This is a genomic window from Geitlerinema sp. PCC 7407 (assembly GCF_000317045.1).
Classification (GTDB): Bacteria; Cyanobacteriota; Cyanobacteriia; order PCC-7407; family PCC-7407; genus PCC-7407.
On the sequence record NC_019703.1, the window covers coordinates 2,617,333 to 2,642,769 of the forward strand.

The 25,437-nt window shown below is 59.1% G+C and carries 23 protein-coding genes; 9 read left to right on the top strand and 14 right to left on the bottom strand.

Annotated features, from left to right (window positions below; translation table 11 throughout):
- Positions 1–582 carry a YqaA family protein gene (locus tag GEI7407_RS10710; protein WP_015172176.1) on the top strand — a complete coding sequence of 194 codons (582 nt, stop codon included), beginning with the start codon at positions 1–3 and terminating at the stop codon, positions 580–582.
- Positions 583–770: 188 nt separating this feature from the next.
- Entirely contained in the window at positions 771–2,342 is a 1,572-nt protein-coding gene (locus tag GEI7407_RS10715) for a sodium:proton antiporter (RefSeq protein ID WP_015172177.1), read from the top strand.
- A gap of 26 nt (positions 2,343–2,368) precedes the next feature.
- Here GEI7407_RS10715 and GEI7407_RS10720 read toward each other — a convergent pair whose 3' ends face one another.
- On the bottom strand, positions 2,369–3,751 hold the full coding sequence (locus GEI7407_RS10720) for a serine/threonine-protein kinase (protein ID WP_015172178.1): 1,383 nt from the start codon (positions 3,749–3,751) through the stop codon (positions 2,369–2,371).
- A 188-nt stretch (positions 3,752–3,939) separates the two neighbouring features.
- On the opposite strand from GEI7407_RS10720, the gene GEI7407_RS21045 reads away from it, so the two are divergent.
- Positions 3,940–4,149, top strand: coding sequence for a hypothetical protein (locus GEI7407_RS21045; protein ID WP_015172179.1), 210 nt, complete (start codon positions 3,940–3,942; stop codon positions 4,147–4,149).
- On the opposite strand, the gene GEI7407_RS10725 is transcribed toward GEI7407_RS21045, so the two are convergent.
- Positions 4,084–5,334: a serine hydrolase gene (locus GEI7407_RS10725; RefSeq protein ID WP_015172180.1), complete on the bottom strand. Its 1,251-nt coding sequence runs from the start codon at positions 5,332–5,334 to the stop codon at positions 4,084–4,086. The two genes, GEI7407_RS21045 and GEI7407_RS10725, sit on opposite strands and share 66 nt — an antisense overlap.
- Positions 5,335–5,489: 155 nt before the next feature.
- Between GEI7407_RS10725 and GEI7407_RS10730 the strand changes: the two genes are divergently transcribed.
- The gene (locus tag GEI7407_RS10730) at positions 5,490–6,278 is read left to right on the top strand and encodes a tryptophan-rich sensory protein (RefSeq protein WP_015172181.1); all 789 of its coding nucleotides are present in this window, start codon (positions 5,490–5,492) and stop codon (positions 6,276–6,278) included.
- A gap of 38 nt (positions 6,279–6,316) precedes the next feature.
- Complete coding sequence (locus GEI7407_RS10735; protein WP_015172182.1) at positions 6,317–7,258, top strand: hypothetical protein; 942 nt, start codon at positions 6,317–6,319, stop codon at positions 7,256–7,258.
- Positions 7,259–7,297: 39 nt separating this feature from the next.
- Here the strand turns inward: GEI7407_RS10735 and GEI7407_RS21370 are convergent, their stop codons facing one another.
- The gene (locus GEI7407_RS21370; RefSeq protein WP_190274127.1) at positions 7,298–7,462 is read right to left on the bottom strand and encodes a hypothetical protein; all 165 of its coding nucleotides are present in this window, start codon (positions 7,460–7,462) and stop codon (positions 7,298–7,300) included.
- A gap of 35 nt (positions 7,463–7,497) precedes the next feature.
- Between GEI7407_RS21370 and GEI7407_RS19540 the strand changes: the two genes are divergently transcribed.
- Positions 7,498–8,424 carry a hypothetical protein gene (locus tag GEI7407_RS19540; protein ID WP_015172183.1) on the top strand — a complete coding sequence of 309 codons (927 nt, stop codon included), beginning with the start codon at positions 7,498–7,500 and terminating at the stop codon, positions 8,422–8,424.
- Between the two features lie 218 nt (positions 8,425–8,642).
- On the opposite strand, the gene GEI7407_RS10745 is transcribed toward GEI7407_RS19540, so the two are convergent.
- The gene (locus GEI7407_RS10745) at positions 8,643–9,359 is read right to left on the bottom strand and encodes a hypothetical protein (RefSeq protein ID WP_150109774.1); all 717 of its coding nucleotides are present in this window, start codon (positions 9,357–9,359) and stop codon (positions 8,643–8,645) included.
- 809 nt (positions 9,360–10,168) lie between these two features.
- On the opposite strand from GEI7407_RS10745, the gene GEI7407_RS10750 reads away from it, so the two are divergent.
- Positions 10,169–11,374, top strand: coding sequence for a sugar MFS transporter (locus tag GEI7407_RS10750; protein WP_015172185.1), 1,206 nt, complete (start codon positions 10,169–10,171; stop codon positions 11,372–11,374).
- A 539-nt stretch (positions 11,375–11,913) separates the two neighbouring features.
- Here the strand turns inward: GEI7407_RS10750 and GEI7407_RS10755 are convergent.
- Positions 11,914–12,651 (bottom strand): tetratricopeptide repeat protein, encoded by a 738-nt coding sequence (locus GEI7407_RS10755; RefSeq protein ID WP_015172186.1) that lies wholly within the window; start codon positions 12,649–12,651, stop codon positions 11,914–11,916.
- Between the two features lie 68 nt (positions 12,652–12,719).
- Between GEI7407_RS10755 and GEI7407_RS10760 the strand changes: the two genes are divergently transcribed.
- On the top strand, positions 12,720–13,166 hold the full coding sequence (locus GEI7407_RS10760; protein ID WP_015172187.1) for a hypothetical protein: 447 nt from the start codon (positions 12,720–12,722) through the stop codon (positions 13,164–13,166).
- Here the strand turns inward: GEI7407_RS10760 and GEI7407_RS19545 are convergent.
- Together GEI7407_RS19545 and GEI7407_RS10770 are read right to left on the bottom strand one after the other, a co-directional pair.
- Positions 13,163–14,653: an ATP-binding protein gene (locus GEI7407_RS19545; protein WP_015172188.1), complete on the bottom strand. Its 1,491-nt coding sequence runs from the start codon at positions 14,651–14,653 to the stop codon at positions 13,163–13,165. The two genes, GEI7407_RS10760 and GEI7407_RS19545, sit on opposite strands and share 4 nt — an antisense overlap.
- A gap of 267 nt (positions 14,654–14,920) precedes the next feature.
- Positions 14,921–15,595 (bottom strand): hypothetical protein, encoded by a 675-nt coding sequence (locus tag GEI7407_RS10770; RefSeq protein WP_015172189.1) that lies wholly within the window; start codon positions 15,593–15,595, stop codon positions 14,921–14,923.
- 611 nt (positions 15,596–16,206) lie between these two features.
- Between GEI7407_RS10770 and GEI7407_RS10775 the strand changes: the two genes are divergently transcribed.
- Positions 16,207–17,127 (top strand): alpha/beta hydrolase, encoded by a 921-nt coding sequence (locus tag GEI7407_RS10775; RefSeq protein WP_015172190.1) that lies wholly within the window; start codon positions 16,207–16,209, stop codon positions 17,125–17,127.
- Here GEI7407_RS10775 and pgmB read toward each other — a convergent pair.
- The 7 genes from pgmB to GEI7407_RS10810 all read right to left on the bottom strand — a co-directional run bounded on the left by pgmB (position 17,124) and on the right by GEI7407_RS10810 (position 25,192).
- Complete coding sequence (gene pgmB / locus GEI7407_RS10780) at positions 17,124–20,150, bottom strand: beta-phosphoglucomutase (protein WP_015172191.1); 3,027 nt, start codon at positions 20,148–20,150, stop codon at positions 17,124–17,126. The genes GEI7407_RS10775 and pgmB overlap by 4 nt on opposite strands.
- A 599-nt stretch (positions 20,151–20,749) precedes the next feature.
- A complete protein-coding gene (locus GEI7407_RS10785) occupies positions 20,750–21,460 on the bottom strand; it encodes a hypothetical protein (RefSeq protein WP_015172192.1) in 711 nt (236 codons plus the stop codon).
- Complete coding sequence (locus GEI7407_RS10790) at positions 21,447–22,199, bottom strand: sterol desaturase family protein (protein ID WP_015172193.1); 753 nt, start codon at positions 22,197–22,199, stop codon at positions 21,447–21,449. Before GEI7407_RS10790 ends, GEI7407_RS10785 begins: the two co-directional genes overlap by 14 nt.
- An 81-nt stretch (positions 22,200–22,280) precedes the next feature.
- Complete coding sequence (locus GEI7407_RS10795; protein WP_015172194.1) at positions 22,281–23,300, bottom strand: aromatic ring-hydroxylating dioxygenase subunit alpha; 1,020 nt, start codon at positions 23,298–23,300, stop codon at positions 22,281–22,283.
- Between the two features lie 52 nt (positions 23,301–23,352).
- On the bottom strand, positions 23,353–23,649 hold the full coding sequence (locus GEI7407_RS10800; RefSeq protein WP_015172195.1) for a 2Fe-2S iron-sulfur cluster-binding protein: 297 nt from the start codon (positions 23,647–23,649) through the stop codon (positions 23,353–23,355).
- Positions 23,646–24,728, bottom strand: a complete 1,083-nt coding sequence (locus GEI7407_RS10805) for an aromatic ring-hydroxylating dioxygenase subunit alpha (protein ID WP_015172196.1) — start codon at positions 24,726–24,728, stop codon at positions 23,646–23,648. The genes GEI7407_RS10800 and GEI7407_RS10805 overlap by 4 nt, the downstream gene beginning before the upstream one ends.
- 11 nt (positions 24,729–24,739) lie before the next feature.
- The gene (locus tag GEI7407_RS10810; protein ID WP_015172197.1) at positions 24,740–25,192 is read right to left on the bottom strand and encodes a hypothetical protein; all 453 of its coding nucleotides are present in this window, start codon (positions 25,190–25,192) and stop codon (positions 24,740–24,742) included.
- Positions 25,193–25,437: the final 245 nt, after the last annotated feature.

A 25,437-nucleotide genomic window follows, 5' to 3' on the forward strand; every position in this document is an offset into this window, starting at 1 on the left:
ATGCTGCGACGGGCCTATAACTGGGTAACGGGTTGGAGTGAATCGCGCTACGGCGGCCTTGCACTGTTTGTTTTGTCCTTTGCAGAGTCTTCGTTTTTCCCGATCCCTCCGGACGTTTTGCTGATCGCGCTCTGCGTCGGCCAGCCCAAGCGCTCGTTCTACTTCGCGGCCATTTGTGGCGTTGCCTCTGTCCTCGGCGGCATCTTCGGCTACGGCATTGGGGCCTTTGCCTTCGAGACGATCGGTCAGCCGATTCTCAACGCCTACGACCCCAACCAAGCAGTCTTTAATCAAATCCAAAATCTCTACGATACCTGGGGCTTTTGGGGAGTGCTGACAGCGGCAATCACGCCCATTCCCTACAAAGTTTTTACGATTGCGTCAGGGGTCTTTAGCTTCAACTTTGGACAGTTTGTCCTAGCCTCTGTGATTGGCCGAAACTTCCGCTTTTTCCTTGTGAGTGGACTGATCTTTTGGGGGGGCGATCGCCTCAAGGACTGGATCGAAAAGTATTTCGACTGGGTTGCTTGGGGTTTCCTGGTGGTTCTCGTCCTCGGCTTCTTGGTCCTCAAAGTCCTCTAGACAAAACAGCACTCCATCACTACCCACCCGCAAAACGGGTGGGTTTTGCTTTTTAGACAACTCTCTGCGTCATCGCCCCTTAAGGTGAACTGCTCCCTTGAGTAAAGGAGGTGGTGCGATCGCGCCGGGGGCGAAATTTGGGGTTGTTACAGTGGGGGGGACGTTTTGGACTCGCTGATGTGATTGTCATGGCCCTAGAGAGCATTGCATCTGAGGCAGCCATCCAGACAAACCTAGAGCGCTTTCTGCTCGTCCTGTCTGTCTCCCTGAGTGTTGCCACCCTGCCCCAGATCTTCGGCTGGATGCGCCAGATTCCTTATACGCTGCTCCTCGTGATTGTGGGCGCGGGTCTGGCCTTTGTAGATGTGCGGCTGGTGAATTTATCCCCAGAATTGATTCTCTCCATCTTTTTGCCGCCGCTGCTCTTTGAAGCCGCCTGGAACCTCAAATGGTCTAACCTCAAACGGGATCTGGTTCCCATCGGGCTCTACGCCGTTTTTGGGGTTGTGATCTCGGTGCTGGGGATCGCCTTTGGGCTGCAGCAGTTTACGTCGTTGTCCCTGGAGATCGCGCTGCTGGTCGGTGCGAGTCTGTCCGCCACCGATCCCGTTTCGGTCATTGCCCTCTTTCGAGAATTAGGGGTAGGCGATCGCCCTAAAACCCTTCTGGAAGGCGAGAGCCTGTTTAACGATGGGGTAGCCGTTGTCGCCTTTGGGCTGCTGGTCGCGATTCCCCTGGGTCTCGGGCAGTTTGAGCTGCGGGCAACGGTGCTGGAATTTCTAGTGGTGGTGGGCGTTGGGATTGGCGTTGGCAGTCTGATTGGTTTTGGATTGTCCTATCTCACCCAGCGCTTTGACCTGCCCCTGGTGGAGCAGTCGCTGACCTTGGTGGCGGCCTACGGCACCTACCTGATCACTGAGGAACTGGGCGGTTCTGGGGTGATCGGCGTGGTGACGGTCGGGCTCGTCCTGGGGAATTTCGGCTCGCGCATCGGCATGAATCCCCGAACGCGGGTGATTGTCAGCGAATTTTGGGAATTTCTTGCCTTTTTCGTCAACTCCATTGTCTTTTTGCTGATTGGTGACCAAATTAACTTCGAGAGCCTGGCTAAGAATCTCGACTCCATCGCGGTGAGCGTGGTGGCGATGCTGGTGACGCGGGCGATCGCCATCTACGGCCTCGGCGCCCTCAGCAATGCCCTGGCCGGCTCTCGCATCAGTCTCCCCGAGCAGACGGCGCTTTGGTGGGGCGGGCTGCGGGGCTCGGTGTCCATTGCCCTGGCCCTCAGCGTACCGGCTGCTCTGTCGGGCCGCGAAGAAATCATTGCGACAGTCTTCGGCGTGGTGCTGTTTACCCTGCTGATCCAGGGATTGACCACCAAGCCTTTTCTCAAGGTCTTGGGCCTCCTGGGCAACCAGCCGCTGAAACAGGAGTATCTGGAGGCGATCGCCCGCCAAGTCGCCCTCAAGCGAGTCCTGGAGCGCCTCGAAGAAATTCACAAGCGACCGCTCGTAGAACCGGAGTTTTATCGCTATCAGGTGGCGCTGGTTCAGGGGCAGCTAACCGACATTGAGCAAGATCTCAAAAAGCTCACCCAGGAGCATCCCGAACTGCGCGATTTTGCCATCGAGCAGATCCAGGAAGAACTCCTGGCCGTTGAGGCAGAAACCTACGCCGAATTCGTCAAAGCAGGCCAGCTCAATAAAGAACTGGTGCCGTCTCTGCCCAGTGTGCTGGGCGAAACGTCCTCGGAGCATTAGGCACTGCGGGGGCTTTTAGAGTTCAGCTAGGGTTCAGATGTCAGCGATCGCAGCGGGATCTGGAGGCTCTGGCCGAGGGTTTCGGCGAGCCAGCGCGCCTCATCGCCCGACAAATTTAGGCCAGTGGTCAGGGGGTGGCGCTGACGTGGGGTGCACAGGATCACGGTGGCGGGCACCTGGACCGGGACCCCTTCACGGGTTTCGACTCCCGGCGATCGCCACTCCACCGCCTCGAGCTCCTGCCGCCGCCACCGCCGCCGAAAGCAGGCCCAGCCGCCCAGGCGGTATTCCCAGATCAGCTGGTCGGGGGTGACTTCGAGGTGCAGGTGCCCCAAGACGAGCAGCAGCAAGCCCAGGGTCATAGCGCCGCCCGCCAGGGCAAAGGGCAGGAAAAACCCCGCCAAAATCGCCTGGTGCAGGGGCGACTGGGCGATCGCCGTCGGCACAATGGACGCCAGCAGAATGTCCCAGGCCAGCACAAAGGGCACCCCGACCCCCAGCCAGACCTTGGGAGGAGCGGGGCGGAGGGTGAGCGCGCGCGATCGCCCGGTTTCCCGGAGGCCCACTCGCCCACTGGGCAGGGCCAGCGCGTCCCCCAGAGTTTGCCCCGCGTCCAGGCGATCGAGGGCCGCCAGAGCCTCCCGAGCGCTCAAAAAGCGATCGCTGGCCTGGGGCGCTGTCATACGCTCCAGCCAGGTCCGCCAGCCAAGGGCCAGCGGGACTCCCTGCCCAAAGTCCAGCCGAAAGTCCACCTGAGGCAGATCCGCTGGATGCACCCCCGTCAGCACCTCGATCAGCGTCGCCCCCAGGGCGTAGAGATCCGAGGCTGGCACCGATCGCCCGCCAAACTGCTCCAGGGGCATGTAGCCGTAGCTGCCCACCACCGTGCGGGTCTGGCCGCCGCCGAGCACCTGCACCCCGCCAAAGTCCACCAAGAACACCCGGGCGATCGCGCCGGAGTCCCGCTGAATCAAGAGATTCGCAGGCTTGATATCGCGGTGAATGACCGGCGGCGATCGCCCGTGGAGATAGTCCAAAATTTCCAGGACCTGGCGCGCCAGCTGCATCACCTCTGACGGCGAAAAACGCTCCCCCGCCGCCAGGCAGGCCCGCAGCGACGCGCCGGTCACGTAGTCCTGGACCCAGGCAAAGCCGCGAAAATCAGCTCGCTGGACCTCGAAGTGATCCAGCAGTTTTGGAATCGCCGGATGCTCCAGGGCCGCCAGGGTTTGGGCCTCCCGCTCGCACCGCTGGAGGTCTTCCCAGCGCGTCCCCTGACCAAAGCGCAGCAGCTTGACCACCACCGCGCGATCCGCTGCGCGATCGCAGGCCAAAAAGGTCAAGCGGCCGGGAGCCTCACCTAGCAGGCGCTCAAGGTCGTAGCGATCGCCTAAACAGCTATGGAGCATGGCCCCTCAAGAACAAAATAGACGCCCACCAGCGGCCGCAGAGCCGACAAACCGGCATTTTTTTCAAGCCGGTTGGGCATTGCATTCGCCGGGGCAGAACGAAAAGAAAATGTGTGGAAATCGGCGCTTCCCGGCAGCCCAAGCGATAGACTCCCCACAAGGTTGCCCCCCTACACCATCCGACTCCTATGCGCGATCGCCCTGCTTTCTTCGCCAAATTTTCGGGTTTGGCCCTGCTGACCCTGGTGAACGCCCTCATCTACACCCAGCAGCCAGCGAGCGATCGCCCGCTGGCTGCTCCGCGCCCCGATCGGGCGATCGCCCATCGCCCTCTACTTCTCTTCGGGGAAGCGCTCCAGCGTTTTCAGGCCCTCGAGGACGCCGCTATAGAGCGTTGAAAAGCGCGCCTCCTCCGACTGCTCGGGGTTGTTCCAGGTGGCGGCCACGCAGTAGCGCCGACCGTCCACCGCCTCCAGCCAGGTGGTCAGGTTGATCACCCCCGGCTCGGAGCCCCCTTTGAAGGCCACCCGCGCCCAGTCTTTGGGGTTGGCCAGGCCTGGGTTGACGCCCATCAGCGGCAGGTCCGCCACCTGACCCATCAGATCGCACAGATCCCGCGCCGAGAAGAACCACTCCACCTCCAGGGCGCGGGGCTGCTGCACCAGGCTAGCGACGTCGGGCAGGGGCAAGCGCGCCACGTCATTGGCCAGCAGGGCTCGGCGCTGGTCAGGCGTCCCCTGGAGATAGCGCCGCAGCAGGTTGGCGTTGGCGGGGTCCTTGAGAACGAAGGCTTCGCGGGTGGTCAAAAAGGGCGTGTTGCGGGGGGAGCGGGCTGCGAGGCTGTCGCGGCCCAGCCAGAGGATCAGCTGGTCGGTGGCCGTGTTGTCGCTCTGGGAGATCATCAGCGTGGCCAGGGTCTCCAGGGTGAGGCGCGAGCCGTCGGGCCAGGTTTGCAGAAATCCTGAGGGCAGGCTCTTGGCCTCGGGCGTGAGCGCAATCACGGTGTCCCAGTCAGCCTCTCCCTGGACAATGCGCGATCGCAGCTCAGCCAGGACCGCCAGCTTGAAGGCCGACCCCACCGCCAAGGGGCGATCGCTGTTGAGAGCGGCGATTTCGCGGGTGCCGTCCGTGACCGAGAAGCTCACCTCGCCAGAGAGCTCCTGGAACCGACCGATCGCCTCCGAAAGCTCCACAGCCTTGGCCTGGGGCGTCTGGAAGAACAGCCCCGCGATGCGGCCGTCGGTATTGAGCGCCAACCACGCCAGCACCGTCCCCCGCTCAAAGATGACCCGATAGTTGCGGCCTTCGGTCTGGATCGCTTGGTAGGCCCCCAAATCTTGCTGTAGACTCGCCAAAATCTGCTGCACCTGGCTCAGGGGCACCTGCTGCAAGAAATTGTCTGAAAACCAGGCGGATTCCAGGCTGGACGCGGTGAAAAGACGCGCTAGGGCAGATTCGGGGGAAAAGCGACCTTGCATAACGGCACTGGGAGTAGGGCGATCGCCGCTAGGCTGGGCCAGAGCGGGCAGGGGAGCGTAGCTGATCCACAACAGGACCACAAGGCTAACCAAAATCCAGGGCATAGCGGTAGAGTGGCTGGGGCTGCACGCCCTATTTTAGCGCTCGGGCCGGAGCCAGGGGGCTCCGCTCTCCCCCAGAAACGCTAGGCTGAAAGCTGGACAAACCCGGGTTTCACCCCATGAAATCAGGGCAAGAATTTATTCTTCGGAGGTTGAGGATGCAAGACGGCACAGTGGACCCAGGCCGCGATCGCCTGCGTCAGGGGGCAAATCTCGTGGCGGTTTTGGTGTCCTTTGGGGCCAACACCTGGTCCAATGTGGCTCCCGTTGGGGGCATGACCGTGGGTGATATCGCGAATGCTTTTTTCACTCAGGTGTTGGTGCTGCCTGCCAACTATGCCTTTGCCATCTGGGGCCTGATCTATGTGGGGCTCGGCGCCTTTGCGATCTATCAGTTTCGGTCAGACCAAGCGGCCAATCCCCGCCTGCGGCGCTTGGGCTATCTGTTGCCCCTCGCGGCGCTGTTCCAGAGCGTCTGGGTGTTTACGTTTGAGGCGCGGCAGTTCTGGATTAGCTGCGGCTTGATGATGGGAATTTTGGTCTGCTTGATGCTGATCTACCATCGCCTGCGATCGCCCCAAGAGCGCCCGTCGCGCGTCGAAAAGTGGCTGGTGGATCGTCCTTTTAGCCTGTATCTGGGCTGGATCAGCGTCGCAACGGTAGTGAACTGGGCCGTCACGTTCTATAGCGTGAGCTGGACCGGCACGCCCCTCACACCTGCCGTCTGGGCCGTGATCATGATGGCGATCGCCGCCGGGATTGCGGGGTTTCTGACGGTGCGCTACGGCGATGTAACGTACAATCTGGTGACGATCTGGGCGCTTGTGGCCATTGCCCTGCGCCATGGCGATACGCCCGTTGTGCCGCTGACGGCTGGTGGTTTGGCCATTGTTTTGGGCATATTGGCAGCAGTTTCTCCACGATTGCGCCAATCTACGCCGGCGTGATCGGCTCCAGTTTTCCTTCGACTCTCAAAGGGTGAGTGATGCGTTACCGCTCGTTTTATCAGGCGGCTGATCTGTTCTGGCCTCGTCGGTGGAAAGCCCGCTGGCGCTGGCTTTGGGGGGCGATCGCCGCTGGCACCGTCCTGGTAACGGCCCTGCCCCTGAGCGCCGAGGACTGGATACCCGTCCGAGCCGGGATTCACCACGGCATCAGCGGCATGGCGGTCCTCGAGCACACGCCCGAAACCCTCTCCCTGCTGGTGGTCCACGACAACAAGGGGGATGCCAAGGAGCCGCGCCTAGCGGTGATCCGCCTGGGCGATCGCCCCCAGTACACGCCGCTCCCGTGGCCCGACACGGTCCAGCCCGTCGATCTAGAGGCCCTGACGCCGATTCCGGGTCTGCCCACCCCTGGATTCATGGCCCTTTCGAGCCAGGGTGAGGTCTATCACCTCGAAGTCAGCGCCCAGCAGGACGTGCGCCTGCGGCGGGTTTTTCGGCTGCCCAGCGTGGCGCGGGGGGCCAACTTTGAGGGGCTGTCTCTCCAGGTGTTTGGCAATCGGCTGTGGATGTTTTGGGGCGATCGCGGCCAAGACGATCGCCTCGCCACGCTGCACTGGGGCGAGCTAGACCCCGCAACCTACACCCTCCAGCGCCAAAATTCCACCCAGATTCAGGTGCCCTGGCCCACCAACGACGTGCGCCACCTCTCCGACCTGCGGGTGGACTCCGGCGGCGTGGTCTACCTATCAGCCGCCATGGACCAAGGCAACGATGGCCCCTTCGCCTCAGCGGTCTACATCATCGGCACTATGCAGCTGAGCGCCTACAATCTCCAGTTCAACTTGATCGATCAGCTCGTGCCCCTCTACCGGTCCGAGCACCACAAAATCGAAGCCCTAGAGCTGCTGCCCGGTCCTGAGGGCGGGATTCTCCTGGGCACCGACGACGAAAACTTTGGCGGCTGGCTGCGGCAACCTTGAGTTAACCGGCCCTTCAGCAGTCTCGAGGCGATCGGCTTTTCAGGAATTGGCCAGGCAGACAGTGCAGTTGATCCCTGGGTGGGGCTGATGCGTCAGCGAGACCGGATCTCGCGGGCGATCGCCCGAAAACAGCCTTGAGGGCCGCGAGCCCAGCCCAAGCCAGCGCCCCGTTTCTGCCGCGATCGCGGTCCGTCTCTCACTCACCTCGCTGGCACCTCTTCATCTTCGGTCAACACACCATGCGCCTTTATCCTCGCCTCATTGCCCTGCTCTCCATAGGCCTCATCGGCTGCACTAGCCAGCCGAGCACTCCGGAAAGCCCCCCCAATCCTCCCGCTCCGTCTGCCTCTCCTAGTGCTCAGGCAACTCCCTCTCCCAGCGCTTCGCCGGTGGTCGACTCAGAGACCCCGCCTCCCGCCCAAGAGGCAGTCGACCCGCAGCCGACCTCCGCGATCGCCCTGCGCACCGCCCCGATCGGCACCGACGACCAGGGCAACTATCGCCGCACCAGTCACCTCACCTGGGAAGTCGTCGATCCAGACCCCGCTGGCCTAAACTGCCGCTGGTCCGACGAAATGCCCGTCGAGTGGTACTCTCCCGATGCCCAGCTACCGCCCATGACCGTAGGCAGCTGGCCCGTCGTCAAAACCTTTGCCCCAGGGACCATCCTCCGCGCCAATATTACCCCCGCCGGTTTCAGCGCCCTTTTTGACGAAAACAGGCAGCCCTGGCTCAAGGTCAGCCTAGGGGACAATGACGAAATCTGTCTGGTGCGAGCCAATCAGCGCTTTGTGCGGCCCGTACTTCCCCAAGCAAACCAGGCTGGCGACTTCGCGGGGCCTGTGTGGCAGGACAAGTGGAAAGTGGTCGATACCGACCCCGCTGGCCTAAACTGTCGCTGGTCCGAGAAGATGCCCCCAGATTGGCAGGCCACCGGGGCCCAGCTTCCCCGCCTCGAAGTCGATCAGTGGCCGGTTGTGGCGCGCTTTGAGACCGACGAAATCCTGTTCACCCAGCCCGACGCCGCTAACTTGGTCACACTCCAAGATGTCCAGGGACGTCCTTGGCTGAAGGTCAAGCGATGGTCTGAGACCGAGACCCCGGGGAACGAAACCTGTCTGGTGCGGGCCAATCAGCGCTATATTCAGCCGCTGCTGGAGAGCTAGAAGCACCTCACCCATCACCCTGCCCAGGTCAGATCGCAGGCAGGCACGCCCGCGCTTTCCTGCCGCCCTCCCTTCCCAGACACAAAAAAACCTTGTCAGCAGCGCGACGGCCAAGGGTGGCCTACTGCCGACAAGGTGCGTCCTGTACCTTGGTAACGGTCCCATCTCCTTCAGTATTCGCGACAAATATGACAGGAAAGTGACAACTGTTTAAACTTTCATCGAAAAGATTTTTGGACCGCCGCAAGGGGCTGGCAAAGCTGCTGCTGGCGGCGATCGTAGCGTTGGAGCCTGACCGACGCAACCACTAATCCCAAGGCAGCATTGAGCTCCAAAACCTCTTCCAAGAAGACTAAAAATGACTGCTGAAGCTCAAAGATATCGGCCATTTGAGCGATCGCCACTAGAGCCGCCGCAGCGAAGAGAATTTGATAGAGAGGCTGCTGCCGGACTCGCTGCAAAAGTCTCATCAAGGGCGAATATCTGCCCCACAGTAGCTTGATGAAGCCTCCCAAAAAGAGACAGGCGATCGCCCCTTTGAGGCCCGCGACGATGCCAGCGTAGTGAGCAGGCGAGAGAGACTGCCGGAGCACCGCCAAGCCCTGGCTCATCCAGCTTTTGGTCAAAACAATCACATCGTGGACGCCATCCACCCGGAATCCAGCCTCGGTTGTCGGGAGATGAAATCCAATCAGCCGATGCCCAAAACTGATCTCATCGAGACAGACGATGAGGGCGATCGCCGCCAAAGCGAGAGCAATCCTTCGGCTCACGGCTTGGTGAAGCTGGAAATATCTTCCCAAGGCGATCGCAAAGGCCGTAAAAGCGGCGATCGCCGTGAGATTTTCGACCAGATGATCTTCGGAAACCAGCATCTTTCCCACGCTGGGAAATGCCAAATCCACGATCGCCAAACTCAGAGTAATGGCAGCCACTAGCACCAAATAAAAGGCTAGGTCTAAACCTAAAAAGCTTGAATCTTCATTGCTATTTTCAACAGAATTCTTGTTTTTTCGAGTAATTAGTTTCATCTCAAAATCTCTCTATTATTTCTTTGCCTGAAGGCAGCAAATGGTGCAGAGAAATGCTCAGGCAAAGCAAAGATTTTTCTAAAAATGAATGTCAAAAAATCAAAAATTAGGTCGAGAAAGATTCACATTTGATCAACGGAAAATCAGCCGAGACTCCCTAAATTCTGGCAATGGCTTGAGCAAAAACAACCCATGGGGAATTGCGGGATTTACGGAGTCATATTTTTAACAGGACGCCACTGAAGGCAAAATATAGCCTTTAGTTAACCAAAATTTAACCTGAAGCCGATTAAGGCTTACGTGTGAGTACGGTACTTCATCAAAACTTTTTATATTCTTCATCTTAGGATTATTTTTGTCGGCATATTAGTTGACGTAACAACTGGGCAAAAGGCGATCGCCCAAAGACATTTGGCGCTCTATGGTCGTTGATTGATGACTGTGAAGAAACCTGCGACCCAAAATACGGTTTTGCGGACTACAATTTCTTTCAAGACAGTTAGTAAAGCCTCTTTGATCGCAATGATCTTTCCACCCTGGTAACTTTCTAGAACTCAGCACCTCTTGCCCGTACCCGCTTCAACGGTACGGGTCAGGTGGAAGTTTTGCTCATGGATTCCCCCACCCAGGCCAGCGCAGTCAAGAATTTGCGCAGGGCCGCAAATTTGATCACCCGGTTTGGTTATCAAATTTAGAGATGGGAGAATTTCGTGATGGCGTTGCCATACAAGGGCAAAGCAGCCAAAAGAGTGGTGGGACTGACCATTCTCTTTTTGGTGATTGAACTTTTAGACGAGTTGGTGGACGGAGTGCGGGGTGCGGCTTGGCCTCTGATCCGTCAGGACTTGGATCTCTCTTACTTCGAGATTGGGCTGGTGTTGACCTTCCCCAGCTTGATTGCCAGCATGATCGAGCCGGTGCTGGGTATCTGGGGTGATATTGGGCCGCGACGACACCTGATTTTGGGGGGAGGCGTTGGATTTGCGATCGCGCTATATCTGATTGCCCAGAGCCAGGATTTTGGGCTATTTCTCACTGGTTTTGTGATCTTGTATCCGGCGTCGGGCAGCTTTGTGAGCCTGTCCCAGGCCAGTCTGATGGATCTAGACGCCACTCGCCACGAGCAAAATATGGCCCGCTGGGCGCTGGCGGGTTCCCTAGGGAATGTCCTCGGTCCGCTGATTTTGGTGGGGGCCATTGCCTGGCATGGAAGCTGGCGGGGAGCCTTTCTCGCCCTCGCGGCGCTGACGGGCGGGGTTTTGGCGCTGCTTTGGAACTATCCAATTCCCTCTGCCACCAGCGGTCTAGCCAGCGATCTCACGGGTGATCTAGCCGAGGATCCACCCACCGCCAGTTTCAGAGACGGCATTCACAGCGCGATCGCCGCTCTGAGGCGTTCAGCGGTCCTGCGGTGGCTGACTCTCCTCCAGTTTTCTGATCTGATGCTGGATGTCCTGCGGGGATTTATCGCTCTGTATTTTGTTGATGTTCTGGGTACCACGCCAGCCCAGGCAAGCTTTGCGATCGCGCTTTGGCTCAGCTTTGGTTTGCTGGGAGACTTTCTGTTGATTCCTCTTTTGGAGCGAGTGCGGGGCTTGGCATATCTCAGGATCAGCACCAGCTTGGTCTTGTGTCTTTATCCAGCGTTTCTGCTCGTTCCCAGCCTGACGCTGAAGCTCATTATTTTGAGCGGCTTGGGTTTCCTCAATGCAGGCTGGTACTCGATCTTGCAAGGGCAGCTCTACAGCGCCATGCCGGGACAAAGCGGAACGGTAATGACCCTAAACAACATTTTTGGCATTGCTGGGGGGTTAGCCCCTTTGGTCTTGGGGCTGGTTGCTCAGCAAATAGGGCTCGAAGGCGCGATGTGGATCTTGCTCATCTCTCCCATTGCGCTGCTGATCGGGCTGTTGCGGTAGCGATCGCCCTCTGAAGGGCACTTTTTATAAACGATAGTGAGGCGTGAAATTTTCTCACTCCTCACTATCTGCAAGACAGGATCTTTCCAAGGCACAAGCTGCTGAAAGCATTAGCCAAAGCAGCAGAAGCCTCACGCCATCATCTTTGATTTGGCGTTGAGATGAATGCGAGCGAGCGAACGACACTCCTCTGACCTATGCCGCAGGCCCGAGCAGGGGAGATGGAGGAAACGAGCAAATCTCTCATGATGCAAAACGGCTGTGATAGACTCAGGGTAAGGGTTTGAGCTAATCGCCGCCCTGAAACTTGAACCTTGACAACCTGGAATAGGGGGTTCTGCCTAGAAACAGACGATTCGTCGTCCCATCTGTGGGCAGGTAAAATTCCAGCAGTACCAAGGAGAGAACAACACTCTTTGTATTGTTCCGGTGCGGTGGGGCATCCCGTATCGTCAATAAAGCTCAGGAAACGCCCGATGGGATACCAGGGGTCACTGAGAAGCCTACGCTGCATACGTCAGTATCAGCGTAGGAGTATGTCACGGCGAAGAGCGATCGCGCCACTGGAGATCTTGGCGAACGTTCTCTAGGCCCCCACGAATATTGGGGTTGTTTGGGTCGATTTCGAGGGCTTGCTCATAGGCAGCGATCGACTCTTCATAGCGATCGCGTACGTGATAGAAGTATCCCAAACTGGCGTAGGACAGCGCAGGGGGATTTTCAAGTTCTAGCCCTTTTAGCAAAGTGGCCTCAGCCTCTTCGTAGCGCCCTTGGTCGCGATATCGAGCCCCTTGAAAAGAATAGAGCTCTGCCAAAGCTTGATTCATGCGATCGCTATCCAACTCTCGAAGCCGCATCAGCACCGCCTCTGCTTTGTCGTAGCGCTCCTCTCGCTGATAGAGATTACTTTGCTTCAGATACATATTGACCAAGCTAGAGGCTGCCAGCCCATCCTCTGGTGCCAGTTTTATGGCCTGCCGGTAGTAGAGCTCTGCCTCGGCGTAGCGTCCCTGACCGCTCACGGCATTTCCAAGATTATTTAGGATAGCCAATCGGTCCAGCAGATCTTTGGGTTCTAGCGCCAGCGCTTGGCGTAGGAGCGCTTCGGCCTTGCGATAGTCACTGAACAGAGAGGCCTGAGCCCCTTGCCACATCAGGTCTTTAATCGTCTCTTGGCTCTGGGTCTCAGGAGAATCTGGGAGCTGAGCAGAAACAGGCGAGGAGCCCAAAGCCATCAAACTCAAGCCTGTCACGAGCAAAAAGTGTAATGGTTTCATTCAATTGGCTCAATCAAAGAGCAGCGAACGTCAGGATGGCAAGACTCTAGCAGATCCAGTTTGAACCTATGACCTTGCGGTGGATGAGCGTTAATTTATTTTTTCTAGTAGTCGCTCAGTGGCTGTTTTTTCGGATTGCTGAGCCTTCGAGCAGTCCAGCTCGGTTTGAGCCTCTGCCGATGCTGCTAAATGCGGGATTTGCGATCGCGGCGATCGCCTATTTTGGCTGCTTCTGGCTGACGGGGCGCGGGCGAATGCCCCGGTGGAGCAGACTGCTGGTGAGCAGCTTTCTGTTTTGGGTTTTGTGGAGTGTCGCGATCGTGGGAGCGACTCAGATCGTGCTGCCGCCCAATGGTGCCGGGATGTTTTACTCGACTTCGGGCTTGCAGTTTACCGAGCTAAACTCGACGGTCTTTGGATTTGTCGGGCTGGTCTGGGCCGTGCCCTGCGCAGCGAATTTCTTGGTGCACGGACTTCTGGGCCGGTGGCTGTTTCGCGGGCCGCAGTCGCCCTAGAAGCGGCAGCGCAGGGGATCGGCGGGCTGTTCGGGCAGCCAGAAGTAAAAGGTGCTGCCCACGCCGGGCTCAGACTCCGCCCAGATGCGGCCCTGGTGGCGCTCGACGATCTTGCGGCAGATGGCCAGTCCGACCCCAGTCCCCTCAAATTCGCGCCGGGTGTGCAGCCGCTTGAAGATGACAAAGATCCGATCCAGATAGCGATCGCGAATGCCGATGCCGTTATCGCGCACGCTAAATAGCCACACCGGGTCATCCGCCTTGAGGGGGGCCGTCTCGTGGGTGTCCCGCCCGAGGGCAGCAGCGGGCAGAGCGTCCAGGGGCATCGACTGGGCCTGAATGTGCACCTGGGGCAGCCGATCGCGGCAAAACTTGATGGCGTTGGCCAGGAGATTTTGCAGGAGCTGGCCCAGCTGGAGGCTGTCGACGCAGAGAACCGGGAGATTGTCGTAGGTCACTGTGGCCTGGCTCTCGGCGATCGCCACCCGCAGATCGCGCAGCACCCGCGCCAAAACCTCAGCGCAGTCTGTCCGCTCAAAGCCACGATTCGTCGTCCCCACCCGCGAATAGGCCAGCAGATCGCGAATCAGCTGCTGCATCCGTTCTGCCCCATCTATCACAAAGTGCAGATAGGTCTGGGTCTGCTCATCGAGGCGATCGCCCAGCTTCTCAGCCAGCAGACGGGTGTAGCTCTCCACCGATCGCAGGGGCTCCTGCAAATCGTGGGAAACAATATAGGCAAACTGCTCCAGTTCTTGATTCGATCGCTTCAGCTCAGCCATGATCTGCGTGAGCTGCTGCTGGCCCTGCTCTAGCTCCAGCGTCCGCTCTTGCACCCGCTGCTCCAGCGTTTCACTGAGGGTCCGATAGCGCGTTTCCGACTCTCGCAGCGCCTTTTCGGCGGCTACCCGCTCCGTCAAGTCCCGCGCCACGCCGATCACCCCTACCGCCTCTCCCTGGCGATCGCGCCACAGGGTCTTTGTGGTCAAAAAGACTCGCGGCCCCTGAGCCGTCACCAGCTCCTCTTCTATTTTCAAAAGATCCTGGTGCTCGAGAACCCAGCGATCGTCAGCGCGCAGCTGAGCCGCCACCTCTTGAGGCCAAAAATCTTCATCCACACAGCCCAGAACCTGAGTCTCTGCCCCGAGGCCGAGCGCCTGCAGCGTTCCCTGATTTGACAGCACATAGCGCCCCTGGAGATCCTTCACAAAAATAGCGTCGGGCGTACTCTCGATAATCCCCTGGAGCAGCGCATTGGCGCGCTGGAGACGCTGACATTCTCGCTGAATCATCGCGTAGATAATGCCGCTCGTCACCAGCACAAACAGCCATCCCTTGATCGTTTGCAGCTGAGTCAGCAGCGCAACGCTATCAATCCACTGATCGATGAGGTGATCGGACAGCAAAATCCAGAGACTACTGATAAACGCATAGACCACCACCACCCGGAGGGGCGACGGCTGGTCCCAAAGAGAAAGAAAACGCATAGAGAAACGCATGGGGCAGATCACTGCCACCAGTAAACCCTAGGTCCAGCGTTTCGAACAGCTACTCAGATCGGTTGATCCCAATCTGCTCAAGAAGCTTGGGGGAAACCAGGGCATCCGCGATCGCCCCTCTCTAGTGTCACTGGGAGAGAATCGCTGAAGGAGAGTCCCTGGGGGAGGCGATCGCCCTAAAAGGATGATCTCTGGGGAAGAGATTGGGGCGATCGGCTTCCGCTGACATCTGGGCGTTCCAACCCCGCCTCAGGTCTAGCGCCCGAGACTGGCCTGCGCCACATCCTTAGAGGCGCTGTACTTACCAGTCCGACCGCGATACCAATCCCCCTCTTTTACCCCATTGGAGAGAATGGTCAGCACCCGGTTACGGGCCTTGTTGCGGACATCCTTGGGCATCTCCTCCCGGAAGATCGCATTCAAGATGGACGCAACGTCCATCACCGTATCTGTCTGGTGGTGCAGCACCGCCGCCACCGCCGTTCTCAGCGGCACTCCCTCAAAGTCATCCCGCAGGTAATACTGAGAGGTTTCTGTCTTGCGAGATTTGCTGATGCGAGACTTGCGGGGAGCAGGAGATACTGGCGCGGCGGCCGCTGCCTTGGGTTTGCGGCCTCGGCGAGCGGGAGCGGGAGCCGCTTCAGCGGTCTTCGCAGATTTAGGGGTCGCCTTGGCAGACTGCTTTTCGGGAGCAGCATCGGCGATCGCGCCGTTGAGCTGCACCCCAGAGAGTCCTTCGGTCACAGCAGCCGGAGGCGCTTGACCCGCACTAAACATATCAATCACGACTCTCAGGCTTTGACGCTTTTGCTGAATCGCGTCTAGCTGGCCCTGGAGCGTAGATTCTTGCTTCGCTAAATCAGCATCTGCATCTAGCAATTTTGAGAGGGTCGCATCGGAGAGATGCTCGGAAGCAGTAAGAGTTGCCACAGATCTATATTCCTTAGGTTCAAGAGTTCCTAGATGTTAATTCTAAAAAGAAAAGAGATAAAATCAACAAAATCGATGGAAATTTACCCACAAAAGTTCACACCCTAAAAGCGATCGCCTAGTTTTAGAGCTGATTCAAACTGGGTGAAAATGCCTGTAAAAGCCAATTTTCAAGGGTTTTTAGCATTTTTAGATATTTCTCCTCATTCACCAAAGGGATAATTTTCTAGGGTGATTTCTATGTATTGAACGTCCTATTTTTTGAATTTCCACTATTTCGGAATAGAGTCTCAGGGAAGAGAAAGCAGATTCACGTAGGTAGGGAAGAAATTGGGCTTCTAGATTTCGTCGGTCACAAATTGGGCTCCTCGATTCTCTGTTGGCTCAGCCCAACTGAGAAAAACAACCTTTCTGCGCTGCAAATACCCCAAAAAGCGTTCAGAAACACAGTTTTTAGGGCATTTGCAGAGACTTTTTCGAGACCTCAGCCGAAAAGCCCGTCGTCTCGATGTATCTCTTGTATCGGAAAATTATCGGAATTTTAGGTGACGTTGAGTCATTGATTCTGGAATTGGCCCCCCAAGACGCTTGCCCTTTACCCCAGAAAGATTGTGCTTTACCGCGAATTTACGACTCAGGCGGAAATTGATGCCCAGTACGATGTCGAAAAATCGGTGCCAGATTTCTCGATCTATGCCGATTTCTATGAACAGGAAAGCCAGAAGGCCCGCACGGGGCTGGAATGTCACCTAGATATCCCCTACGGCCCGACCTTGGCTGAGCATCTCGACATTTTTCCAGCCGAGCAGCCCAATGCGCCGATTTTAGTGTTTATTCACGGGGGATATTGGCGGCTTCTCAGCAGCAAAGAGTTTAGCTTTGTGGCCCAGGGGCCAGTGGCAGCGGGGGTGACCGTCGTGGTGATCAACTACGAGCTGTGCCCCAAAGTGACGATGGATGAAATTGTGCGCCAAAATCGAGCGGCGATCGCCTGGATCTACCGCCACGCGGAGAGTTTCGGGGGCGATCGCCAGCGGATCTATGTATCGGGCCATTCGGCGGGGGGACAGCTGACGGCGATGCTGATGGCCACGGCGTGGGAGCGCGACTATGGTCTACCCCAAAATGTGATCAAAGGCGGCTGCGCCATTAGCGGTCTATTCGATCTGGCGCCCTTCCCCTATAGCTGGCTCCAGCCAGCGCTCCAGCTCACCTGGGCCGAGGTGCGGCGCAATAGTCCCTTGAACCATATTCCCGAGACGGCGGGGCCGCTGATTGTCACCTACGGCGGCGATGAGTCATCGGAATTTCACCGTCAGTCCCAAACCTTTTTGGCAGCGTGGCGCGATCGCGGCTTGGCGGGAGAATACTTGCCGCAGCCCGGGCTGAACCATTTCACGGCTATCTACGGCTTTGCTGAAAAAGAGAGTCCGCTGTGCCGCAAGATTTTGGCCCAGATCGACGGGACGGCCCCGCCCCGTCCAGGGGAGAAGCCGTCTCGCGATCGTGGTGCCGGGGGCGATCGCCGCTAGCTGGCCAGGGCCGATCGCTGCTGGAGGTGCTGGAGCGTCACGCCCTGAGCGGAGGGGTGCGCCACCCAGGAGAGTCGTCGCAGCAGCTCGGACCAGTGGATATCAGCCAGGTTGGGCAAGACGACATGCGCCGCGCCCACCCGATCGACGGGGCCTAGGCCCACCGCCCACATATCCGCTCGCAGCGCCGCTTCGATGCCCGAGGCGGCGTCCTCCACCACCACACAGGCTGCGGAGGTCAGCCCCAGCTGGTTGGCGGCATAGAGAAAGACGTCGGGAGCGGGCTTGGAGTGGAGAACGCAGTGACCATCGGCGATCGCGTCAATGTAGTGACTAATCCCGAGGCGCTGCACCACTTCCTGGGCGTTCTTGCTGGCGGAGCCGATGGCAACGCGCAGGCCCGCCGATCGCAGCTCCTCTAGGAGATTTTTCACGCCGGGCAGCAGGTGCTCGGGGGTAATGGTGCGAATCAGCTCCAGATAGTACTGATTTTTGCGATCCATCATGGCCTGGAACTGCGCCTCGGTGACGGTGCGATCGCCCAGCAGGCGGCGCAGCGAGTCCCGGCGAGAGACCCCCCGCAGCGCCTCATTGGCCTCGCGATCGAAGGCCAAGCCTTCTTCATCCGCCAGCCGTTTCCAGCCGAGATAGTGAAACTCTGAGGTATCCGTCAGGACGCCATCGAGATCAAAAATCACGCCCTGAATGGGCAATAGCGACGGCTGGATCTGGCGCATCGGCTCGGCCCGCAGATCGAAGGTGTAGGTTTGGCCCTGCCACTGGAGCTGGAAAGCCAGACGCTTCCAGTGAGCGGGGAGCTTGGGCGCGGCGATGGGGCCGTGGGGGGTGAACTGCACCCCGCCGAAGCCGAAGATCACCGCCTGCCAGACGCCACCGGCAGAGGCGGCGTGGATCCCTTCGTGGGCGTTGCCCCGGACGTCTGCCAAGTCCACCAGAGCCGCCCGCATGAAGTGCTCGTAGGCCGCCTCTGGCTGGTCGAGGTCGCAGGCCAGCACGGCGTGGATGGGCGGGCCAAGGGAGGAGCCGTAGGTGTGGTCGGTGCGCGGGACGTAGTAGTCCCAGTTGGCCTGGAGGGTGGCGCGATCGCAGCCCACCAGCCCCGCCGTTGCCTCTGGCGACTGCTGCCAGGCAACCTGGCGCAGCAGGTACAGCATCATCAAGACATCGGCCTGCTTGAGCACCTGGCGATCGCTGGCCCCCTCGATCCCCAAGATCACCTGCATGGAGCGATCGCGGGGTTCGTAGCTCGCTAGGTCAATCTCTTCTAGGCCAAAGAATCCCTCAAACTGCTCCACCAAGCGGGTTTCTGGATCGTAGGCAATCCACAGCTTCTCGATCACAGCGCGCCAGTGAGCCAGACGGGCCGCCGAGAGATCGAGCTGAGCGGTGAGGGCCGCTGCTCGCTCCGGATCCTCGGTGCGCAGCCAGTCCAGCAGATCCAGCGCCGTCTGCAAGTGCCACTGCACCATCCGGTTGGTGAAGGCGTTGTTGTCTACCCGATCGTGGTATTCGTCCGGGCCGATCACGTCGCGCACATCGTAGCGATCGCCCGCCGCATTCCACTGGGCCCGGCTGCCCCAAAAGACCGCCGTATCGAGAATCATCTCGGCCCCGCACCGCAGCAGCCAGTCGCGATCGCCCGTGGCCTGCCAGTACTGCCAGGCCGCGTAGGCCACATCGGTGCTGATGTGCACCTCCAGATCGCCGCACCAGATCCGCACCAGATCCTTGCCATTGAAGTGGGGGACCCAGGTGGGCGTCACTTCCTCCCCGGTGTCGGCGCTCTCCCAGACGTACATTGCGCCCTCGTAGCCGAGGGCCTTGGCCTTGGCCCGGGCTCCGGCCAGGGTGTGGTAGCGGTAGGTGAGCAAATTGCGGGCGATCGCCGGCTGCGTCAGCGTCAGCATCGGCAGCACAAAAATCTCCGTATCCCAAAAGACGTGTCCCCGGTAGGCAAAGCCCGAGAGGGTCTTGGCCGGGATGCTGACGCGGTCATTGTGGCGCGGCGCCGCCGACAGGAGCTGAAACAGGTTGTAGCGAATGGCTAGCTGGGCGGCATCGTCGCCCTCGATCACCACATCATTGGTGCGCCACACCGCCGCCCAGGCCGCCTCATGGGCTGCCAGCAGTTCTCCATAGCTCGGCAAGGTCGCGATCGCCTCCTGGGCCGTCGCCACCGGGGACGCCACGCCGTCACGGGAGGTGTAGATCGTCACGCACTTGTCCACCGCCACGGTTTGGTCTGGCTGCAAATCAAAAGACATCTCCACCGTCGGGCAGCCCTGGAAGCCCGCCCGATGGGCGATCGCCTCTGCACCCTGGAACCGCAGCCGCATCGCCATGCCCAGGTCGATCTGGGAGTGGCGACTGCGCATGTGCAGCCACGCCCCCGCCCCATCGCCACCCTGATCGATCCAGTTCCAGTGCAGCAGTCCTTCATTGTCGGCGTAGCCGTTGAGCGCCGCCTGCACCGTCACCGGCCCCGCAAAGTCCACCGAGGTCACCTGGCAGCGCAGGGCCAGCACGTGGTCATCAGCCAAGCTCACAAAGCGCTCAAAATGCAGCTCGAAGGTATACCCCGACGGGCTGCGCCAGCGGACATCCCGCCGCAGCACCCCGCTAACGAGGTCGAGCGATCGCTGGTAGCGCAGCACCTCTCCGCGATCGAGGCGAAAGCGATCGCCCCCCAGAGATAGCGTCAGCGGCAGCCAGTCGGGACAGTTTGCCAACTCTGTAAACACGATCGGCGCGCGATCGTACACGCCATTAATCAACGTCGCGGGACAGGCCCCCAAAAAGCCTTCTTCAAAGGTGCCGCGCGTTCCCAAGTAGCCATTGCTCAGCGTGAAGACTGTTTCCTTGTGCTGAAGCTGGGTAGGGTTGAACGTTTCCTCAGCCGTCTCGATGACGAACCGGCCTGGCTGCGCAACATTGGGATGATAAGAGGCAAGGGCATGGGGAGTCCGGGAAAAGAGGCTGGAATTTCGGTGGGTTTCTGACATTGCTTCGCTCGCTGACATTCAGCTGATCTCTAGTTAGAGTTCCTTCAACCCCTCTAGTGAATCCACATCATTGGCAGAAATTTTGAATAATTTTCATCTTTGTCAAGGTAGTTTGTTGCTCGGATCAATTGTTTAGAATGCTCAGCATTTTTGAGAGCAATTACTTACACAAATTGCGGCATTTTTTACAATGTTCAGAATTGGCCATATTTCCAGGAAATCCTGACATTTTAGCTTTAATTCAGCTGGAGCTTCGGAGAGAGTCTCTACCCATTCTCCCGAAAGTCGCTTCTCTCGGGGGCTGCCCGCTGTGAGGGTCTCCCAGACAAAGTCAATGCTCGCGCTGGCACGCTCTCACGTTTCTTCTTGGTCAAGATTTAGGAAAATTTAGATCCGTAGGGCTGGAGAGATCTCCTACCGCGCTTGACACAGACTCAAAAACTCTCAAATATCAGGGTCTCGGCAGGAGACTCTCGCCGCGATCGCTCTCGCCCCAGCGCCATATTCTACAAGAAGAGAAATTCTGGCGTGGGGATTAGCGACGGGGATTTGGCATCACTCCAGCAAAAAGGCGAATGAGGGGATCTTGGAGGAATTGATTAAAGTGTATCTAGCGTAGGGGCGATCGCCGTTTCGAGGGGTGGCAGTTTTTCATCTGTCATCTCTAGGATCTCGGAGATCTCTGAAGTCTCTAAGATCTCTGGAGAAATTTCTCGATTGGGGTAGAGATCGCTATCGGCCGGTAGATAGCTCCCGTCGGCGAGTTCACTCCCCGGGGCCAAGCGAGATCCCCCTCCAATAAATACATCACTGCCGATCTTGATTACCTTCACGTAGAGCAGCAAATTCTCTCGTTTTGGCTTGATGGCGTGGCTGTAGAGGCCCACCCCGTGACCCACCACCACGCGATCGCCGATCTCCAGCAGACCGCGATCGGCAATTTCGAGGCGGGGCGTCCAGTAGACCTGCTGACCCACCTTGGCCCCCCACAGCCGCAGCCACGCCGAGAAGGCCCCCGGAATCAAGCGCAGCACCGTTTCCAGCGCTGGAAAAGCAATATAGATCACCTGGAGCTGGTGGCTGCCCCACCACGGCGAATAGTCTGTCCCGCGCAGATAGCTGATGCCTTCCTTGACCGGATAGCGCCACTGGTGGAGACGATGGAGCAGCACCGGCAGGCCATAGATCACGCCCAACAGCAGGCCCAGCGCAGGGATACCGGGGTGAGAACACAGGTAAAGTACCGCTCCCAGCGTCAGGAGCACCATCAGCGCAGGAAATAGAGCAAGTAAGCGGCTAAGGAGTGTCATAGGACTTTGGGTGAGCGAAGGGCATAGGAAAAGGCCACAGTAGTTTTTGGGCCAGGGTGAGAGAGCTTTTTGAGGTCACAGGTACGGAGGGAGTAGCGGTCTGGTAGGTGCCGTGGAGACGGTCCCAGAGCTTGAAGTTGGCGCCGTAGTTGCCGGCGATCGCCCCTGTATGGTGCCGCGCGTGATCGGCAGGCAAAATCAGCCAGGGGGATAGTATCCGCGTGAGCCACGGCGGCAGATCTGCGCCGCTGTGACGCCACAGATCCAGCATGGCCGTGAGGGTCATGCCCAGGCCATAGGCCCAGGGGTCCGCCAGCCAGTAGAGAAAGAGACCGTGTATCCACCAGTACACAATAAACACGCTGCTCCAGAGGGTATTTCGGGAGGTGCCCAGAACATCGACCTGGGTAAGAGTGTGGTGGACTTGGTGGAGCGGCCATCCCCAGGGACTGTGGAGCCAGCGGTGATTCCAGTAGTAGAGATAGTCAACCACGACGAAGCTCAGGCCAAAGGCGATCGCCCCCGGCAACACCAGCGTCCTCTGGGCAGCAGGCCAGAGCCAGCGCCCCATCTGGATCGCCAGCACGCTCTGCACCAGCGGCACCACCAGCCCTTGGACATTCAGGCCGAGGAGATCGAGCAGCCAGTCTCCGGGCGATCGCACCATCAGCGATCGCCGCCCGTCAGATCTCGCCACGGTCCAGGCCACCAGCAAGACAAATATGACAAATACGCCCATTGTTCCTATGACTGAGATTCTTGAGACGCTGGCTCCGGTTGGAGTTCAAGCGTCACGCATTTTTTAGGGTGATTGGGTGGTCTAAACCCAAAACGTCACTTCTACCGTGCGATCGGGCAGCGATCGCGGATCCTGGCCAGCGGCGATCGCCTCTCGAATCGACTCCACAAAGCAGTGGATCCCATCGACCGGGGTATGGGCAAACTGCGTCCCATACTTTTCGATTACCGACTGTTGCAGGGCCAAGGCCTCGACGTCCTGGGCAATGATGCGGCGAGCGGTCCAGTACACTAGGGGCCGCGCCAGCCAGCTCCAAAGGCCATAGTTGAAGGTGACATCGGTATACACCAGGGTTGAAGTCTCCGTTTCCGGCACCGACTGGCTCGTGATAAAGCAGTGGCGATGCGGCCCCATTCGATATTCCACGCTGGTCACATTGGGCATATGAAACGCATCGGTGTGATCAATTTCGCCGCCCTGGGGATTGAGAAAGCGGCGATACCAGCCCAAATTGGTGGTTTCGTTGTGATAGGTGGCGATCACCGAGCCTTGCGATCGCTTCACCGTCATGGTGAGCTGCTGCTGGCGAGCCGACCGAAAAATCCCAGGATGCACAGACACCGTATGGGGAATATCAATGAAGTTTTCGGCGCAGTTGGTGACGCTGTTGGCGAAGCGGTGAACGAGGCGCACCGTCTGCCATCCGGGCTGGCCATAGTGGGGCATCGCAAAGGGGGCGATCGCCTCCTCCGGGCGGCTCAGGCGCACATACACAAAGCCATCCTGCTCGCAGGTCTCGTAGGCCCGCGCGCAGCGAGCAGCCGCTGGCCGAAAGGTCTCACCCTCCGCCGGGACCGCCACCACCGCCCCCTGGCCGTCGTACACCCAGCCGTGATAGGGACAGTGGATCTGGCCCTGGCGCACCTGGCCCCGCGAGAGGCGACTGTTGCGGTGCAGACAGCGATCGCGCAGGGCCACGGGCCGGCCTGCTTCGTCGCGAAACACCGCCAGCCACTCTCCCAATACCGTGCAGCTCAGCACCTGATTCGCCGAGAGCTCCCGACTCTGAGCCACCACATACCAAAAGTCTTCAAACTTCACAGCGCTTGCAATATTCCCAAAATTTTTTAGAGATTTAACGCCCCAGACCAGTTCATGGATCCGCCCATTCCTCTATGGCAATGTCACCCGTTAGGTCAATCTGGCAGGCCAGCCGCGCCGTCGGACAGTCGGGGGCCAGCACCGCCAGCATTTCCTGCTCGTCCTCATCCGGCGGCCCCATGTCCCCAGCCGCGCGGACCAGGCAGGTGCCACAGAGCCCCGTCCGGCAGCCAAACAGAATCGGCGAATTGCGCACCGTCAGCACCTCAGCTAGAGGCTGGTGGGGCGGCACCTGGATCGGGAGGTAGGCCGTGCCGGGAAAGCGAATCGTGCAGAGCGGGGCCGTCATCGGGGGGAGACCTGGGAAACGCTGGTTCTGGGCGCAGGGGCAGCGCTGGGCTCTTCGCCGGGATCACGGGCGATCGCCGACCAGCGCGAAGGCTCAAGCCCATTGACGTAGCGAATGTAGGCGGCGATGGGCTGATCCATCGCCAGCAGATTGTCAGCGTGAAACTGGATGTTGTCGTAGATCTGGCCGTCCTCGCCCCGCAGGCGGTAGTAGCACAGCCGCGTCAGCAGCAGCAGCGCGTGGGACACCAGCCAGCCCCACGGCCCCGATCGCCGCTCCGTCACGTAGATCGGCTGCACCCAGGCCCCCTCGGGGGTGGGCCGGTAGGCGTAGATCATGTGCAGGGGGGGCAGGCGCCGGACGTCCTTCATCAGGGTGAGCAGACCGACGCAGGCGTCGGCGTAGCGCATGGCGTAGGCGTAGCGCGGCCCCAGCAGGCGATCGCCCAGGCGCTCTAGCCAAGTCGTGCGGGGAAACTCGCCCCGCATCACAAAGTCAATTTGGGTGCCGCCGGTGTGGGGCGTCAGCTCCAGGCTCAAATCCACATTCAGGCCGTGGACCGTTTGCAGGTGCTGGGCATCAATGCCGTTCATCATGCAGATGTGGTGGTGGCAGCGGCGAACCAGGGGGCGATCGGCCACGGCGATCACGGCTTTGCCCCGCAGCTCGTCAAACTCCGCCACGCCCTGGGGGGCGATCGCCTCTGGATAGACCCAGATGAAGCCGTACTTCTCCTCGGTGGCGTAGGCCGGGAGCCGCGCCCGACCGGGGATCGCCGCCTGACAGGGAATATCGCGGCAGCGCCCCTCTCCATCAAAGGCCCAGTGGTGGAAAAAGCAGCGAATCTGGTTACCCTCCACCTGGCCAATGCCCAGATCTGTGCCCATGTGGGGGCAGTAGGCCTCCAGGGCGCGGACCTGGCCATCGGCCCCCCGAAACACCACGATGTGCTGGCCGCACAGGGGAAACGATCGCGCCTGACCCCGGGCGATCGCCCGACTCGGACACACCAGATACCAGCCCTTGGCCACCACCTCAGGCCGATTGAAAATCTCCAGCGTTTCGGGATTTTTTGGCATCGATAACTCCCTTAAAATTCTATGGAAGAGTTTTGGGGTCGGCGGTGGCTGTCCGCCGACAGCACATAGCCCGCAATCATCAGCAAAATCACCATCGGCCCGGCGATCAGCGGCGGCTTCCCGGGGGTATTCAACATAATCGTCAGGCCCGCATAGTTGACGATCAAAACTGCTGGAATTCCCAAGGCTGGAATCGCGGTCCTAGCCCAGCGATCGCCCTGGCGAAAGGGAATCCACAGCAGAACAAACAGCGCCACCGCGGTGGCGAGATAGCCACCACCCGCCACCTTCAGCAGCGAGAGAAACTGGGTCTGAAGGCCCACAGAAAGCTGATCCCAGGGTGCCCCTACGGCTACTTCTTGGTAGGGCAACAGGCGCGGCGTGAACAGATAGGTGAGGGCGATCGCCGCAATGATCAAAATGGCAGTTCCATAGCAGGCAAAAGCGATTTTTGACTTCGTCATGAGGAGAACCTCAAAGTTCCAAAATGGACCCTTTCAGCGATCGCCCCGTGGTTGGCGTTGATGGGAGAAGGGCTTGAATTTGACTAAATTCAGAGCTTCTTTTGAAAGATTTTTGGTATCAGCTCAAGCAAGGCTCGATTTCTCTGAGTCAGCATCCCAGAAGCTTATGGACATCTGAGTTGAAAACTGAATTCAGCCAGGACTTGAGCCGCAAATTGCCTATTCAAGTGAGCCTGTTTAAGGTA